Raw genomic sequence first — 15,572 nt, forward strand, 5'->3', positions numbered from 1 at the left:
AAGCGCGCGATCCCGGCGATGTTCTGGTCCATGGCGTTCGATCGGCGGCGGGTCCGGCGCACGGCCGAGTTCGCGAAGCTGCTCGGCACCGGCCGGGGCAGCGAGTTCGGGGTGGGCTCGGCCGACCTGACCCGCTGGGCCGCTCTGGTGGCCGGGGACGCGGCGACGGTACCGCCGATGCGCGGCGCGACCACGAGCTGCACCCTGACGCTGGAGCCGATTGCCGCCCGCGGGACGTGGTCCGGAAGGTCCCCGTTCACGCCGGTGCGGGCCGGTAAGGACGACGGACCGGTCGCGGTGCTCACACGGGCACGGCTGCGGCCGCGGCTCGCGAGAACGTTCTGGAGATCCATCGAAGGCATCGCCGTCGACGGGGCCGAAGGGCTCCACTGCGCCTTCGGCTTCGGCGAGGCCCCCGTAGGATTCCAGGGCACGATGAGCGTCTGGCGCTCCGCGGCGGACGTCGTGCGGTTCGCGTACCGTCGGCCCGAGCACGCCGCGGTCGTGACGCGCACGGCGGAGCTGGGATGGTATGCGGAGGAGTTGTTCGCCCGGTTCCGCGTGCTCGGCATCGACGGCGACCGAGAGGTGATCGGGTGGAGGGACGTCCAGTGAGGCTCGTGCGGTGGCGCGGTGAGGACCTGCTCGAGCGGCTCGATGACGTCATCGCCGTCTACGGGGAGGCGATGGGGTACTCCGTGCAGCTGCTGCAGACCCGCCGCGGCTACGTCGCCGGGCACACCCGCCGGGACTCGTTCGAGGCGGTCGCCACGCTCGGCGACGACGGCAGCCTGCTCGGCTTCGGCTACGGCTACCGCGGCACCAGCGGCCAGTGGTGGCACGACCAGGTGCGCAACGCGCTGCGCCGCGACGCCCGCAAGTTCTGGCTCACCGACTGCTTCGAGCTGGTCGAGCTGCACGTCCGCCCGCACGCGCAGGGCAACGGCATCGGCGCCCGCCAGCTGCACGACCTGCTCCAGCGCGCGGCGCACCAGACCGTGCTGCTGTCCACCCCGGAGGCGCCCGAGGACACCTCGCGGGCGTGGCGGCTGTACCGCCGCTTCGGCTTCGTCGACGTCCTGCGCCACTTCAACTTTCCCGGTGACGACCGTCCCTTCGCCGTGCTGGGCCGCCGGCTGCCGCTGTGAGGCCGGTCTGGGCGATGTTCGGGGCCCTCGTGCTCGCGGAGATCGCATACCCGCTGACCGGCGGCCCCGCCCGCACCGCGCTCGTGGTCGCCACCGTCGTGCTCGGGTACGTCGTGTCGGTCGCGCACGCGTGGGTGACCCGCGGCCCGCGCGCCGCCGGCGCCCTGGTGCTCGTGACGACCGGCGGCGGGTTCCTCGTCGAGGCGGTCGGGCGCTCGACGGGCTACCCGTTCGGCGACTACGACTACACCGGGGCGCTCGGCCCGCGGCTGCTCGGCGTGCCGCTGGTCATCCCGCTGGCGTGGACGTGGATGGCGTGGCCCGCGTGGGTCGCCGCGGGGCGGTTGACCGCGCACGCCGGTGCCCGCATCGCCGTGGCCGGCCTCGGGCTCGCGGCCTGGGACCTGTTCCTCGATCCCCAGATGGTCCGGCAACGGTACTGGCTGTGGCACACGGACTCCCCCGCGCTCCCCGGCGTGCCGGGCATCCCGCTCACCAACTACCTCGGCTGGCTGCTCGTGGCCGTCGCGCTCATGGCCCTGCTGCACGCCGCGGCGGGAACCAGGCCCGGCAACGACGCGCCCATGTACGCGATGTACCTGTGGACGTACGCCTCCAGCATCCTGGCCCACGCGGTCTTTCTCGGGCTCCCCGCGTCGGCGGCCTGGGGAGCCCTGGGCATGGGGCTCGTCGCGATCCCGCTGGCGGTGCGGCTGTGGCGCTCCTGATCGCCTGCGCGGCCCTGCTCGCGCTGCTCGTGCACACCCTGGTGAACGCCCGCCTCCTGCGACGGCCGGGTTCCACAGTGGACCCGGCGACGGACTCCGTGGCGGTGCTCCTGCCGCTGCGTGACGAGGCCGGGCGGGTGGAGCCGTGCCTGCGCGCGCTGCTGGCGCTGCCGCCCGCGGTACGGCTGCTGGTCCTCGACGACGGCTCGTCCGACGGCACGGCGGAGCTGGTGCGGCGCGTGGCCGGGGACCGGGTGACGCTGCTGGCCGGGCGCCCGCTGCCGCCGGGCTGGCTGGGCAAGCCGCACGCGTGCCAGCAGCTCGCCGACGCCGCCGGTGACGCGACGGTGCTGGTCTTCCTCGACGCCGACGTCGTGCTCGCCCCGGACGCCGTCGACCGCGCGACCGTCCTGCTGCGACGGTCCGATGTGGACCTGCTCAGCCCGTACCCGCGGATCGAGACCGGCACCGCGGGTGAGCGCCTCGTCCAGCCGCTGCTGCAGTGGTCCTGGCTGACGTTCCTGCCGCTGCGGGCCATGGAGCGCTCGCCCCGCCCGTCGCTGGCCGCGGCCGGCGGGCAGTTCCTCGTCGTGCGCCGGGACGCGTACGTGCGCGCGGGCGGCCATGCGGCGGTGCGGGACAAGGTGCTGGAGGACATCGAGCTCGCGCGGGCGGTCAAGCGGGCCGGCGGGAGGATCGCGCTCGCGGACGGCTCGGGGCTGGCGCGCTGCCGGATGTACGACTCCTGGAATGCGCTCGCCGAGGGCTATTCGAAGTCGCTGTGGGCCTCGTTCGGCTCGCCGGCGGGCGCGGCGGCGGTGCTGGGGCTGCTGCTGGCGCTCTACGTCGTGGCGCCCGCGTCCGTCCTGTTCGGACAGTGGTGGGGGTTGCTCGCGTACGGCCTGGGCGTCGCCGGCCGCGTGGTGAGCGCCCGGGCGACCGGCGGCCGCGCGCTGCCCGACGCCCTCGCCCACCCGGTGTCGGTGCTGCTGTTCGCCTGGCTGGTGGTGCGCTCGTTCGCGCGCCGCGGCCGCACGACGTGGAAGGGTCGGCCGACGTGGCAACCGTAGTGGTGGTGGGGGCCGGGGTCGGCGGGCTGGCCGTCGCGGCGCGGCTGGGCGCGGCCGGGCACCGGGTGACCGTGTTCGAGCAGGCGGAGACGGTCGGCGGCAAGCTGGGGCGGCACGTGCGCGAGACCGCGGCCGGGACGTTCCGCTTCGACACCGGGCCGAGCCTGTTCACGCTGCCCCAGGTCGCGGCCGAGCTCTTCGCCTCGACGGGCGGCGGCGGGCTGGACCTGGTGCCGCTCGACCCGATCGTGCGCCACCACTTCCCGGACGGCTCGACGCTCGACTCGGCCGCCGGGGACGCGTTCGCCGAGCGGATCGCGGCGGCGTTCGGGCCCGGCGCGGCGGCGGACTGGCGGCGGCTGTGGCGGCGGGCCGGGCGGGTGTGGGCGACGTCCTGGCGGCACGTGCTGACCGCGCCCGTGGACTCCCCGCTGCGGATGGCCGGCCTCGCGTGGCGCCTGCGCGACCTCGCCGCGATCGCGCCCGGGCGCACGCTGCGCGGGCTGGGCCGCACGCACCTGCGCGACCCGCGGCTACGGATGCTGCTGGACCGCTACGCGACGTACACGGGCGCCGACCCCCGCCGCGCCCCGGCCGCGCTGCTGGCGATCCCGTTCGCGGAGCTGGAGTTCGGCGGGTGGTACCTGCGCGGCGGCCTCGGCACTCTCGCCGACGCGCTGCTCGAGCGCTGCCTGGAGCGGGGCGTGCGGGTGGTCACCGGCGCCGCGGTGCGCTCGGTCGCCGTGGCCGGCTCCCGCGCGGCCGGCGTGGTCCTGGCCGACGGCACCGAGGTCCCCGCCGACGTCGTGGTGGCCAATGCCGACGCGCTGCACGTGTACCGCGACCTGCTCCCCCGCCCGCGCCTGGCCCGCCGCCTGGAGTCGCGCAGCCTGGGCGGCTTCGTGCTGCTGCTCGGCCTGCGCGGGCGCACCCCGGGCCTGGCCCACCACACGGTCCTCTTCCCGCGCGACTACGACGCCGAGTTCGACGCCGTCTTCGGCAGTCCGCCCCGCCCCGTCGAGGACCCGACGATCTTCGTCACCGCCGCCGACGACCCGCTCGTGCGCCCGGACGGCCACGAGGGCTGGTTCGTGCTGGTGAACGCGGCCCCGCAGGGCGCCGTCGACTGGGCCGCCGCCGGGGACGACTACGCGGAGCGGGTGCTCGGGGTGCTGGCCGCGCGGGGGTACGACGTGCGCGACCGCCTGCTCTTCCGCGACGTGCTCACCCCGGCCGACCTGGAGCGGGCCACGCGCTCCCCCGGCGGCGCGATCTACGGCACGGCGAGCCACGGCCTGGGCGGCCTGCTGCGACCGCCGAACCGCGCCCCCGTGCCGGGCCTGTTCCTGGTGGGCGGGTCCGTGCACCCCGGCGGCGGGCTGCCCCTCGTCATGCTCTCGGCGAAGATCGTGGCCGGGCTCATAGGCGGCTGATCAGCGGTACCAACTCCGCTTCCTCGATCGCGAAGTGCTCCTCGAGCTCGACCGCCATGCGCTCCAGCGTGGCCGCGTCCGGCTCCGCGGCGATCTGGCCCGCGATGCGCCGGTGGTCCTCGCGCAGCCGCGCGATGATCGGGGCGGCCTGCGGGAACGCGCGCTCGATGCGCGGGAACACGGCGTCCTCGTTGCCGTGGTGCCCGCTGAGCGCGGCGCAGAACGCGAGGCAGTGCGCCCGGGGATCGCGCCGGGCCGCGGCGAGGTCCCGGCGGAGCAGGTCGTGGATCGCGGCGAGCTGCTCGCGGGCGGCCCGCACCCGGTCCGGCTCCGGCGTCTCGGTCATGATGGGTTCGCCTTCGCTTTGGGGATGAATTTGCTTTGATAGCAAAGCTACTTTGAGGAGCAAGATAGTGTCAACGTCGGTCGATGACGCCGTCCGAACCCTGCTGCTGCTCATGCCGCGCATGGTCGGGCGGGCCAAGCGCACGCCGCCCCCGCCCGAACTGGCGTCGTTCAACCTGGCGCCGCGGCACCTGTCGCTGCTGTCGTACCTGCTGCTGGAGGGCGCACTGGGCGTCGGCGAACTGGCGGCGCGGCTCGAGGTGGCGCCGGCGACGGTGAGCCTGATGGTGGGCGACCTCAGCCGGAAGGGGGTGCTGCGGCGGCGGGAGGACGACGCGGACCGGCGGCGGACGATCGTGAGCATCGCGCCGGAGCATCACGCGGCGATCGACGGCTGGCTGGGGCGGGGCGCCGCGGCGTGGCGGGCGGCGCTGGGTCCGCTGAGCGACGAGCAGCGGACTCTCGTCGTGTCGACGTTGCTGGCCTTCGAGCGGGCGCTGGGCGCCGACGCGGACTGAACCCACCGCCCTCGCCGCGCGCCGAGCAGCACGCCCCGGCCGACGCCGCCGGCCACTGGGACGCCCTCGCCGCGCGCCGAGCAGCACGCCCCCGCCGGCGCCGCCGGCCACTGGGACGCCCTCGCCGCGCACCCCGGCCACTTAAACGCCCGCCGGCCACTGGGGTGCCGACTCGGACTGCGCCCACCGCCTTCGCCCCTCGACGAGCGATGCGCGCCAGGACCATCTGCGCGGCGCGTCGGTGATCGCCGGCACGGGCCGAACTCGATGCCCCCGCTGGTGCCCGCGCCCGCCCCGATTCGCCCAAATCCGATTTATGGGCCGACGGGGTATAAATGCGATAAGTCGTGGCACGCAGTGCCCGACTTATCGTTTCCGCACGGTCACCGCAGGGCTCGGCGGACCGCTCGCAGGAGTTGGGCGAAGCCGACCGCCGTCACCAGCAGCGCCGCGGCCATCGTGACCGTCGCCGCCCGCGGCTCCACGAGCGTCGCCAGCAGGCCGAAGATCGTGAGCAGGATTCTCGTCGGGCGCTCGGCGATGGTCACGGTGCCGATGTCCCGCATGCCGGCGACCGAGGCGCGGGCCCGGACGTACTCGTGCAGCCACATCGCGCCGCCCACCGCGACGGTCAGCCACACCGGGGCGCCCAGCAGTGCGAAGGCCAGGAGCCAGGCGGCCTCCGACACGCGGTCGGCGGCGGAGTCGTAGACCTGGCCCAGGCGGCTCGCGCGGCCGGCCAGCACCGCCAGCACTCCGTCGATGGTGTCGGCGAACGCGGAGAGCAGGGCCAGGACCGCCGCCCAGAACGGACCGGCGGGGAGCAGGACGGCAACGGGCGGTACGGCGGCCGAGAGCAGCAGGCCCAGGGACGTCACGGCGTTGGGGCTGCGCACGCCCGCCCGCAGCACGGTCGCGCCCAGGGCATGACTCAGCCGCAGCCAGCCCCGGACCGGGGACGGGGCCTTCCGCGGGTCGTAGCCGCCGTGGGCGGCGGACCAGCGCGCACAGTACCCGTCCCAGTCGAGGGGCTCAGGCCCGCGCACCGACGCCGAGCTGCTGCCAGACCTCGCGGGTCGCGGTCGAGCGGTTGAACGTGATGAAGTGGATGCCGGGCACGCCCTCGTCGAGCAGGCGCTGGCTCATCTCGGTGCAGTGGTCGATGCCCAGGCGCCGCACGGCCTCCGGGTCCTCGGCGACCCGCTCGAAGCGCTCGGCCAGCGCCGAAGGGAACGGGGCGCCGGTCAACTGCTGAGAGCGTGCGATGGTACCGATCTTGGTGACCGGCATGATCCCCGCGACGATCGGCGTGGGGCACCCGGCCGCGGCGACCCGGTCACGCAGGCGCAGGTAGTCGTCGACGTCGAAGAACATCTGGGTGATCGCGAAATCGGCGCCGGCCCGGCATTTGCGCACAAAATTGGCCGTGTCGGACTCGACGTCGGCCGAGCGGGGATGCTTGTACGGGAACGCGGCCACGCCGATGCTGAAGTCCCCGGCCTCGCGCACGAGCCGCACCAGGTCCTCGGCGTAGAGCACGCCCTCGGGGTGTCGGACCCACTCCGCGGTCGGGTCGCCGGGCGGGTCGCCGCGCACGAGCAGGAAGTTGCGGATGCCGGCCCCGGCGAGCTGCCCGATGACGTTGCGCAGCTCGGCGATGGAGTGGTTCACGGCGGTCAGGTGCGCCATGGGCAGCAGCGTGGTCTCGGTCGCGACCCGCTCGGTGACGGCGACCGTCGTGTCGCGGGTGGAGCCGCCGGCGCCGTACGTGATCGACACGAACGACGGCTGCAGCGACTCCAGCTCACGGATCGCCTGCCACAGCTGCCGCTCCCCCTCGGGCGTCTTCGGCGGGGAGAACTCGAACGAGAAGGTCGGCCCCTGGTTCGCGATCAGATCACCGATCGCGGCGGGTCCGCCGGCCATGACAGAGGGAAGTCCGAGAGCCACACCCCTGACTCTAGTGCCCCGAGCCGTCGATGAGGACTCCCGCTCTCGCACAGAAAACCTGTCGTACCCCCGGGGTATAAGAAGGGTGGACATTGCTCCGGGTGGGGCCGCCGTGGTGGACGCCGGCCCGGGGCGGCGTTCCCGGGAGGTGGATCATGCCAGCTCGACCCGACCCCGTCCCGGGCGACGACGAGACGTTCGGCGCCCTGCTCACCCGCCTGCGCCTCGCGCGCGGACGCTCCCAGCTGCGGCTGGCCGAGATGCTGTGCGCGGCCGCGGACGTGCCCACGATCACACGGCACGAGGTGTCACGGTGGGAGCGCGGCGAGCGGGTGCCGGGGCCGCCTTGGCTGGCCTGGCTCGCGTTCGTGCTGCAGGCGCCGCTCGAGGACCTCGAGCGCGCGGCCGCCCGCTCGCGCCGGCTCCGGGCCGCCGGGTGGGCCGATCGGCCGGCGGATGTCGCCGGGCCCGGTTCCGAGCCACCCGTCGCGCCCGCCGCGCGAGCCGGCGGGGCGACCGGACGCCCGTCCGGCGGGGTGACCGGGCGCCGGTCGAGCGGGGCGAGCGGCCGAACCACGGGCGCGACCAACGCCGGGCGCGGGCAACGCGAGCCGGCGCTCGGCGCGGGGCGACGCGGGACGGGGCTCGACGCGGGGTGGCGTGAGCCGGAACTCGACGCGGAGCGGCTGGCCGAACTCCGGCGGATGGACGACCTCATCTCGGGGCCCGAGGTCGTGCGGGTCGTGCGGGACGCCTACGCGGAGGCGGCTCGGTGGGCGGCCTTCTCCGGCGGGCGGGCCGCGTTCGGGATCGTCGCGGAGCTGGCGCAGCTCGCGGTGTGGACCGGGGTGGACGCGGGCGCCGCGAGTGACGGGCGGGCGGTTTCCGGGCTGGTCCGTGACGGCGTGCGAGCGGCCGTCCGGGCCGGGCAGCGCGGGCTGGCCGGGCACGTGCTCGGATGCCTGGCCCAGCTGCGGGCCGAGAGCGGCGACGGCGCCGGGGCGCTGCGGCTCGCGCGGGCGGCGCGGCGGATCGCGGAGCCGTCCGATGCCGGGACGCTCGCGGTGCTGTGGCTGCGGGAGGCGGCGGCCGCGGCGGCCCTCGGCGAGCGTGCCCGGTGCGATGCGGCGATCGCGGCGGCCGAGAAGGCGCACGGGGCGCGGGGCGAGCACGATCCCGCCTGGCTGTACTGGCTCGACGACGCCCACCTCGCCGCCGCGGCCGGGCGCTGTCAGGCGGTGCTTGGGCGGCACCGGCTCGCGCTGCGGCTGCTCGACGCCGCCCTACGGCCTTCCGGCGAGCGGGCCGAGGTGGCCGGTGGCGAAGCGGACCACGCGCGGGACGAACAGGAACCCAGCCACTACGAAGCGGGCGAAGCGGGCCGCGCGCGGCACGGACATGAGCCTGGCCACTACGAGGCGGGCGAAGCGGGCCGCACGCGGGACGAACGAGGGTCCGGCGGCCACTCCGAACCGGGCGAAGCGGGCCACGCGCGGCACGAGCAGGATCCCGGCGGCTACCCCGGGGCCGGCGGACAGAGCGGCGGCGGGAGCGGCCCGGATGACGGCTGGGCCGGGTGCTCCCCGAGGGCGGGCGACGGGCCGGGTGGTGGGTGGCGGGCGGGCGGCGAAGAGAGCCCGATCGCACGCAACGGCGGCGGCGCCGGAAGCCCCGTCACGCACAACGGCGGTGGGAGCCCCAGCTCGCGCGGTGGCCGCGGCGGACGCCTGATCGCACGCAACGGCAACGGCAGCCCCATCACGCGCAGCGGCAGCAGCGGACGCCCGATCGCGCCCAACGGCAACGGCAGCCGCGGCGGCAGACCGATCGCGCGCAACGGCAACGGCAACGGCAACGGCAACGGCAGCAGCGGCGGTGGCGGCGGTGGCGGTGGAGTGCGGCGCGGCGGTGGTCGTGGGGTGGGCGGCCGGGGCGGTGGCAGTGGGCCCGGTGGCGGCTCGGTGCGGTTGCGGGGGCTCGGGCTCGTGCAGCTCGCGCGGGCCCGGGCGCTGGTCGCGGCCGGGGAGCTCGACGCGGCCTGTGCGGCGGCGTGGCTCGGCGTCGTGGCGGGGGTCGGCTGTGGATCCGTACGGGTCGGGCGGGAGGTGGCGGCGGTGCGGCCGGGGCTGCGGCGGGCCCGGGGATATCGCGAATTCACCGAAATGTACGAGTCTGTGCGCTGGATCGCGGGAGACGGGGGCGACACCCGCTCGTCGGGGCGGGTGGTTTCGGACTAGCGTCTCTGCCGTGACACACCCCTTCCTCGACCGGGCCGGGCTTCGCGAGCGGGTCCGGGAGGCCCTCGCCGGGTTCCTCCGGCGGCGGCGCGACCGGCTCGACGAGATCGAGTCCGATGCCCTCGCGCCCGTCGCCAGCGCGATCGATGCGCTTGTGCTGGGCGGAGGGAAGCGGCTGCGGCCGGCGTTCGCGTACTGGGGGTACCGCGGGGCCGGCGGCGAGGACCGCGACGAGATCGTGGCGGCCGTCGCCTCGCTCGAGCTCGTCCAGGCCAGCGCGCTCATCCACGACGACGTCATGGACGGCTCGGAGACGCGGCGCGGGGAGCCGGCCGTGCACCGGCGGTTCGCGCGGCTGCACGCGGCCGGCGGGTGGCGGGGCGACGGCGACTGGTTCGGCACCTCGGCGGCGATCCTGCTCGGCGACCTGTGCCTGGTCTGGTCCGACGAGATGCTGCACGCCAGCGGGGTCGACCCGGCGACGCTGGCCCGCGCGCGGCCCGTGTTCGACCAGATGCGGTCCGAGGTGACGATCGGGCAGTACCTCGACGTGCAGACCCAGGCCACCGGCGACACGTCCACGGCCCGGGCGAGCCTGGTGGCGCGGTACAAGTCGGCGAAGTACACCATCGAACAGCCGCTGGTGTTCGGCGCGGCGCTGGCGGACGGGGGGCGGCTCGCCAAGGCGTACTCGGCGTTCGGGCTGCCGCTGGGCGAGGCGTTCCAGCTGCGCGACGACGTGCTCGGCGTGTTCGGGGACCCCGCGGTCACCGGCAAGCCGGCCGGGGACGACCTGCGCGAGGGGAAGCGGACCTACCTCGTCGCGGCCGCGATCGAGGGCGCCGGGCCGGCCGTGTTCGAGGACCACCTCGGTGACCCGTGCCTCGACGAGCACGGCGTGGCGCTGCTGCGCAAGACGATCGTGGAGAGCGGGGCGCTGCGGCGCACCGAGGAGCGGATCGAGCAGCTGACCGCCACCGCGCTCGAGGCCCTGGCCGAGGCCGAGATCACGGACGAGGCTCGCGAGGTTCTGACGGGCCTGGCGGGGGCGGCGACGCAGCGCGCGGTCTGAAGAAGACCCACAGGGCCAGGGTGGCGAGCACGAGCGCGAAACCGAACAGCAGGTCCTCGACGGGGGCGTAGGCCAGCCGTACGCCCAGGATCGCCGACGGGTTGTAGAGGACCACCCCGCGCCCGGTCAGGATGCCGTTGGACAGCAGCTGGAAGACGACCACGATCGGGTACGAGCACCAGAACACCCGCCCGAGGACGACTCTGGTGCGCAGCACGGCCACATCCAGTACCAATGCCGCCAGAACGCCGACGACGGCCGCCACGGTGTAGGTCACCGCCGCGACCACCGCTCGAGCGTCTGGCGGGTCGCCTCGAAGCCGAGGATCGCGCACACCGGGACGACGAGGAAGAACAGCAGCTCCTCCAGCGGCAGGCCACCCGGAAGGATGACGCCGGCGATCTGGCGCGGGTCGAAGGTCCAGTGCCGGGCGTGGATGGCCAGCAGGTCCCAGGCCACGAACACGGCGGCGACCGGCGCGATGGTGAACACCAGCCGCCGGACCTGCCGCATCACACCGACCTTGAGCAGCGGCTCGAGCCACAGGGCGCCGAACAGGCAGCCGGCCAGCACCAGCAGGTAGGTCCAGCGCACCGTCAGAAGCCCAGCGCCTGCGCGCGCCGCTTGACCTCGGTCGCCCGGTTGCCGCGCAGCGCCTCGGCGGGGGTGCCCGGCAGCGACTCGTCCGGGGTGTAGAGCCACCGCAGGGCCTCAGCCTCGTTGTACCCAGCGTCGTACAACAACGTGAGCACGCCCGGGAGGTGCTTGACCACCCCGTCGTCCGTGATGAAGTCCGCCGGGACGCGCAGGACGCCGCTCTCGCGGACCGCGATCAGGGCGTGGTCGCGGACGAGCTGGTGCACCCGGTTGACCGGGATGCCGAGGCGCTCCGCGACGTCGGGCATGGTCAGCCACTCGGTGGGGCCGGCAGGTTGTTCGCTCACACCGAAGACAGTAATCCGTGCACCGCGATCGGGAAGGAACGGGCAGTGGGGCTCTGGCTCAAGGTTCACCGAGAGGTCGCCGGTGCCTGGCGCTCCGCGTGCTACGACATGTACCGGCACGCGAACCGCCGCCGCGCCGTGCGCCTGCGGATGGCGGAGACGGCCGAGTACGGGCCCCGCAACCACCGCGGCCAGCACGTCATGAAGACGACCGGCCGGCACCGGGCCGCGGCCACGACCGGCGTCGCGCTGCTGGTCGCGGGCGGGGCCGCGGGCACGTACCTCGCGGTCGCGGGCAGCCTCGCCGCCCTGGCCCCGGGGCCCTACGAAGCCCCGGTCGCCGCGCCGGCCGCGCCCGCGACGAGCCCGGGCAGCGCGGCGAGCCAGATCCACCCGCCGGCGCCGCAGCCGACCCAGGTCCGGCCCCAGGTGCGCCGGACCACGCCCCCGCAGGTGCTGGCGCTGCCGGAGGTTCCAGGCCCGGCCGACGTACCGGCTCAGCCGACGACGGATCCCGAAAGCACCCCGACGTCGTCGCCGAGCACGAGCCCCAGCCCGTCCGCCAGTCCGTCACCCTCGGTGAGCAGTCTGTCGCCCTCACCGTCCTGGACAAAGCGCTCGAAATGGGGACGTTCCCCGGTTGGAAGCGAAGGGCACTGAGGAATTCAGGGTCCCAGCCGTACACTCGCAGCCAATGGATACCACGGTCGCCGATCCTCTCCTCGGTGCGCTTGTCGACGGGCGCTACCGCGTTCGCTCGCGTGTCGCCAAGGGCGGCATGGCGACGGTCTACACGGCACTCGACGAGCGACTCGAGCGCATCGTCGCGCTGAAGATCATCCATCCCGCGCAGTCTCGCGATCCGCAGTTCGTGGACCGGTTCACCGACGAGGCCAAGACGATCGCGCGGCTCACCCACCCGAACGTGGTGGCCGTCTACGACCAGGGCACGCACCAGGGGCTGCCCTATCTGATCATGGAGTACGTCCGCGGGCACACCCTGCGGGAACTGCTCGCCGAGCGGCGCCGCCTGCAGCCGCAGGAGGCGCTCGCGATCATGGAACAGATGCTCGCCGCGATCGCCGCCGCGCACCGCGCCGGGCTCGTGCACCGAGACGTCAAGCCCGAGAACGTGCTCGTCGCCGAGTCGCCGGGCGAGCAGCACAACCTCATCGACGGCGTGGTGAAGGTGGCCGACTTCGGCCTCGCGCGCGCGGTCGAGGCGAGCGCGGACGAGACCGGCTCGCACCTCATGGCGACCGTCGCCTACGTGGCCCCCGAACTCGTCACCGACGGGCACGCGGACCCGCGCACCGACGTGTACTCGGCCGGCATCGTGCTCTTCGAGATGCTCACCGGGCGGGTGCCGTACGAGGCGGATCGGCCCGTCGAGGTGGCCTGGCAGCACGTGGACCGCGACGTGCCCTTCCCGTCACGCTTCGTGCCGGGCCTGCCCCCGGCCGTCGACGACCTCGTGGCCCGGGCGACCCGCCGCGACCCGGGCGGCCGCCCGACCGACGCCGGCGCGATGCTCGCCGAGGTGCAGGCCGTCCGCGACGACATCGGCGCCACGCCCACCAGCCGCGGCCGGCAGATCGCCCCGCCCACGGTCATGGTGCCGCGGGTCGACTCGGTGCCGCAGTCGCACGCCCTCACCCAGGCGCACCCGGTCACGCAGACCTACCAGGCCAGCCGCCGCCCGTCCTGGGCCCGGCTGCCCGCCTCCGCTCCCCCGCAGGCGGTCACCCGCCGGCACCGGACCGAGGTCGCGCACCGCGACGGCGGGGGCGGCGGCCTGCAGGGGCTGCTCGCGCAGATCAACGCCAACCCGCGCACCCGCCTCGCGGTGATCGCCGGGATGCTCGCCTTCGGGCTGCTCGTGGCCATCGGCGGCTACTGGTTCGGCGTCGGCCGCTACACCGACGCCCCCGACCTGCGGACCAAGACCCGCGAGCAGGCCACGCACCTGGCCACCACGGCCGGATTCAAGGTCAAGTTCGCCGACCCGAAGTTCGACGCCTCCGTGCCCAAGGACCAGGTCCTCGCCCAGGACCCGGCGGCCGGCGGGCGCATCCTCGACGGCGGGACGATCACCCTCACGCTGTCGCTCGGGCCCGAGGTCTACAAGGTGCCCGACATCGCCGGCAAGGAGTGGGACCTCGCGCAGGTCGACCTGCAGGCCATGAAGATCACCGGCAACAAGGCCGACCGGTTCGACGACGCCGTGCCCCCGGGCTACGTCGTGGACACCGACCCGAAGATCGGCACCCAGGTCAAGCCCGGCCAGACGATCACCGTGTTCGTCAGCAAGGGCCCCAACCCGGTCAAGGTGCCGCTGGTCGTGGGCAAGAACATCGAGCAGGCCAAGAACGACCTCGCCAAGGTGAAGATCGCCGTGGGCAAGGTCGAGGAGGTCGAGAGCGACAAGCCCAAGGGTCAGGTCGTCTCGCAGAGCATCGGCGACGGCAACAGCGTGGCCGACGGCATGGTCATGGACCTGCAGATCTCCAAGGGCCCGGCCCAGATCCCGATGCCCGAGGTGCGCAACATGCCGCTCGACCAGGCCAAGGCCCAGCTGGAGCAGCTCGGCCTGGTGGTCGACTCGCAGGGCTTCGGCACCGTGCGCCAGCAGAACCCGGCGCCCGGCACGCCCGTGGTGCCGGGCCAGCACGTCTCGCTCTTCGCGTTCTTCTAGGTGGACGCCAGCATCGCGCCGGTCGGCGGGCACGCGCCCGCCGCCGGAGGGCTCGCCAAGGCCGCCCTGCGCTACGTCGAGCTCACGACGGCGTCGGCGGTCCAGGTGTACGTCTCCAACCCCCGCGGCTGGGCCCTCGCGACCGGCGACGCGAAGCAGGACGACGCGTTCCTCAAGGGCTGCGCCGACCGCGGGGTGACCGCCTACGTGCACGCGGCCCTGCTCGTGAACCTCGGCTCGCCTACCGAGGCCACCGTGGAGCGCTCGGTCGCGACGCTGGAGCACGCGCTGCGGCGCGCCCAGGCGATCGGGGCGCGGGGCGTCGTCTTCCACGCCGGGTCCGCGGTGGACGCGCAGCACGCGGAACGGGCCTTCGCGACGGTACGGCGGGTGCTCCTCCCCCTCCTCGACCAGGCCGAGCGTGAGGGCTGGCCGCCACTGCTCGTGGAGCCGAGCGCCGGGGGCGGGCGGTCGCTCGCGTCGCGGGTCGAGCACCTGGCCGAGTACCTCGACGCGGTCGACCGGCACCCACTCCTCGGCGTCTGCTTCGACACCTGCCACGCGTGGGCGGCCGGGCACGACCTGGCGACGCCGGGCGGGATGACGCGGACGCTGGACGCGCTGGTGGCCGCGGCCGGGCCGGACCGGCTCAAGCTGATCCACGCCAACGACTCCAAGGACACGTGCGGGTCGCTGCGGGACCGGCACGAGTCGCTGGGCAAGGGGCTGATCGGTGCTGCCGCGTTCGGCGAGCTGCTCGCGCATCCGGCGTCGCGGGGGGTGCCGCTGATCGTGGAGACGCCCAGCGGGGACGACCATGCCGATCACGCGGCGGACATCGCGTTGCTGCGGGCCGGCGCTCGCCGGGGCTGAGGGCGTTCGGCGCGGATATGTCGGGCGCTTCGCGCCGCGACATATCCGACATTTCGGGTGTGCGGCTTTCTGCGCCTGACGGCTCGGCGCCTGCTTCCCACCGCCGCGGGCAGGCCTCCCCCACCGGCCGCGACGCGCGGCCCCAGCCGTGGGCCGCATCGCCCGCCGCCCGGCGGCGTGGCACGCAACGCCCGCCGCCGTGGGCACGCATCGCGGCGGCAGACAGGCGCCGCGCAAGACACGCGCCGCGCAAGACACGCGCCGCGCAAGACACGCGCCGCGCAAGACACGCGCCGCGCAAGACACGCGCCGCGCAAGACACGCGCCGCGCAAGACACGCGCCGCGCAAGACACGCGCCGCGCAAGACACGCGCCGCGCAAGACACGCGCCGCGCAAGACACGCGCCGCGCAAGACACGCGCCGCGCAAGACACGCGCCGCGCAAGACACGCGCCGCGCAAGACAGGCGCCGCGCAAGACAGGCGCCGCGCAAGACAGGCGCCGCGCAAGACAGGCGCCGCGTAAGACAGCGGATGACCGGCTCGGCGTGGGGGGCGGG

The 15,572-nt window shown here is 74.8% G+C and carries 17 protein-coding genes; 11 read left to right on the top strand and 6 right to left on the bottom strand.

What is annotated here, in order from left to right; genetic code table 11:
* The first annotated feature begins 18 nt into the window (after window positions 1-18).
* The 5 genes from ACQP1P_RS39250 to ACQP1P_RS39270 are packed head-to-tail and all read left to right on the top strand — an operon-like array spanning window position 19 to window position 4,379.
* Window positions 19-615 (top strand): monooxygenase, encoded by a 597-nt coding sequence (locus tag ACQP1P_RS39250; RefSeq protein WP_433090294.1) that lies wholly within the window; start codon window positions 19-21, stop codon window positions 613-615.
* Window positions 612-1,148: a GNAT family N-acetyltransferase gene (locus ACQP1P_RS39255; protein ID WP_433079109.1), complete on the top strand. Its 537-nt coding sequence runs from the start codon at window positions 612-614 to the stop codon at window positions 1,146-1,148. The genes ACQP1P_RS39250 and ACQP1P_RS39255 overlap by 4 nt, the downstream gene beginning before the upstream one ends.
* Before the next feature lie 14 nt (window positions 1,149-1,162).
* A complete protein-coding gene (locus ACQP1P_RS39260) occupies window positions 1,163-1,876 on the top strand; it encodes a carotenoid biosynthesis protein (RefSeq protein ID WP_433090296.1) in 714 nt (237 codons plus the stop codon).
* The gene (locus tag ACQP1P_RS39265; RefSeq protein ID WP_433079111.1) at window positions 1,864-2,946 is read left to right on the top strand and encodes a glycosyltransferase; all 1,083 of its coding nucleotides are present in this window, start codon (window positions 1,864-1,866) and stop codon (window positions 2,944-2,946) included. The genes ACQP1P_RS39260 and ACQP1P_RS39265 overlap by 13 nt, the downstream gene beginning before the upstream one ends.
* Window positions 2,934-4,379, top strand: coding sequence for a phytoene desaturase family protein (locus ACQP1P_RS39270; protein WP_433079113.1), 1,446 nt, complete (start codon window positions 2,934-2,936; stop codon window positions 4,377-4,379). Before ACQP1P_RS39265 ends, ACQP1P_RS39270 begins: the two co-directional genes overlap by 13 nt.
* Here the strand turns inward: ACQP1P_RS39270 and ACQP1P_RS39275 are convergent.
* A complete protein-coding gene (locus ACQP1P_RS39275) occupies window positions 4,366-4,725 on the bottom strand; it encodes a hemerythrin domain-containing protein (RefSeq protein WP_433079115.1) in 360 nt (119 codons plus the stop codon). The genes ACQP1P_RS39270 and ACQP1P_RS39275 overlap by 14 nt on opposite strands.
* A gap of 67 nt (window positions 4,726-4,792) precedes the next feature.
* Between ACQP1P_RS39275 and ACQP1P_RS39280 the strand changes: the two genes are divergently transcribed.
* Complete coding sequence (locus ACQP1P_RS39280) at window positions 4,793-5,242, top strand: MarR family transcriptional regulator (protein WP_433079117.1); 450 nt, start codon at window positions 4,793-4,795, stop codon at window positions 5,240-5,242.
* 383 nt (window positions 5,243-5,625) lie between these two features.
* Here the strand turns inward: ACQP1P_RS39280 and ACQP1P_RS39285 are convergent, their stop codons facing one another.
* Together ACQP1P_RS39285 and metF are read right to left on the bottom strand one after the other, a co-directional pair.
* Complete coding sequence (locus ACQP1P_RS39285) at window positions 5,626-6,288, bottom strand: CDP-alcohol phosphatidyltransferase family protein (protein WP_433079119.1); 663 nt, start codon at window positions 6,286-6,288, stop codon at window positions 5,626-5,628.
* The gene (metF, locus tag ACQP1P_RS39290; protein ID WP_433079121.1) at window positions 6,275-7,192 is read right to left on the bottom strand and encodes a methylenetetrahydrofolate reductase [NAD(P)H]; all 918 of its coding nucleotides are present in this window, start codon (window positions 7,190-7,192) and stop codon (window positions 6,275-6,277) included. The genes ACQP1P_RS39285 and metF overlap by 14 nt, the downstream gene beginning before the upstream one ends.
* Window positions 7,193-7,347: 155 nt before the next feature.
* On the opposite strand from metF, the gene ACQP1P_RS39295 reads away from it, so the two are divergent.
* Together ACQP1P_RS39295 and ACQP1P_RS39300 are read left to right on the top strand one after the other, a co-directional pair.
* Window positions 7,348-9,429, top strand: coding sequence for a helix-turn-helix transcriptional regulator (locus ACQP1P_RS39295; protein ID WP_433079123.1), 2,082 nt, complete (start codon window positions 7,348-7,350; stop codon window positions 9,427-9,429).
* 10 nt (window positions 9,430-9,439) lie between these two features.
* Window positions 9,440-10,501: a polyprenyl synthetase family protein gene (locus ACQP1P_RS39300; protein WP_433079125.1), complete on the top strand. Its 1,062-nt coding sequence runs from the start codon at window positions 9,440-9,442 to the stop codon at window positions 10,499-10,501.
* Here ACQP1P_RS39300 and ACQP1P_RS39305 read toward each other — a convergent pair.
* Genes ACQP1P_RS39305 through ACQP1P_RS39315 form a run of 3 tightly spaced genes read right to left on the bottom strand, consistent with a single transcriptional unit; the run spans window position 10,437 to window position 11,406 of the window.
* Complete coding sequence (locus ACQP1P_RS39305; RefSeq protein ID WP_433079127.1) at window positions 10,437-10,790, bottom strand: lycopene cyclase domain-containing protein; 354 nt, start codon at window positions 10,788-10,790, stop codon at window positions 10,437-10,439. The genes ACQP1P_RS39300 and ACQP1P_RS39305 overlap by 65 nt on opposite strands.
* Complete coding sequence (locus ACQP1P_RS39310) at window positions 10,775-11,095, bottom strand: lycopene cyclase domain-containing protein (protein ID WP_433079129.1); 321 nt, start codon at window positions 11,093-11,095, stop codon at window positions 10,775-10,777. The genes ACQP1P_RS39305 and ACQP1P_RS39310 overlap by 16 nt, the downstream gene beginning before the upstream one ends.
* Before the next feature lie 2 nt (window positions 11,096-11,097).
* Window positions 11,098-11,406 (bottom strand): Rv2175c family DNA-binding protein, encoded by a 309-nt coding sequence (locus tag ACQP1P_RS39315; protein ID WP_433090298.1) that lies wholly within the window; start codon window positions 11,404-11,406, stop codon window positions 11,098-11,100.
* Window positions 11,407-11,490: 84 nt separating this feature from the next.
* Here ACQP1P_RS39315 and ACQP1P_RS39320 point away from each other — a divergent pair, with 84 nt between their 5' ends.
* Genes ACQP1P_RS39320 through ACQP1P_RS39330 form a run of 3 tightly spaced genes read left to right on the top strand, consistent with a single transcriptional unit; the run spans window position 11,491 to window position 15,013 of the window.
* Window positions 11,491-12,105 carry a hypothetical protein gene (locus ACQP1P_RS39320; RefSeq protein WP_433079131.1) on the top strand — a complete coding sequence of 205 codons (615 nt, stop codon included), beginning with the start codon at window positions 11,491-11,493 and terminating at the stop codon, window positions 12,103-12,105.
* Window positions 12,106-12,139: 34 nt separating this feature from the next.
* Complete coding sequence (gene pknB, locus ACQP1P_RS39325; protein ID WP_433079133.1) at window positions 12,140-14,140, top strand: Stk1 family PASTA domain-containing Ser/Thr kinase; 2,001 nt, start codon at window positions 12,140-12,142, stop codon at window positions 14,138-14,140.
* A complete protein-coding gene (locus ACQP1P_RS39330; protein WP_433079135.1) occupies window positions 14,141-15,013 on the top strand; it encodes a deoxyribonuclease IV in 873 nt (290 codons plus the stop codon).
* Window positions 15,014-15,572 lie beyond the last annotated feature (559 nt).

Origin of the sequence: Dactylosporangium sp. CA-052675, from assembly GCF_050947935.1 — a bacterium.
GTDB lineage: Bacteria > Actinomycetota > Actinomycetes > Mycobacteriales > Micromonosporaceae > Dactylosporangium.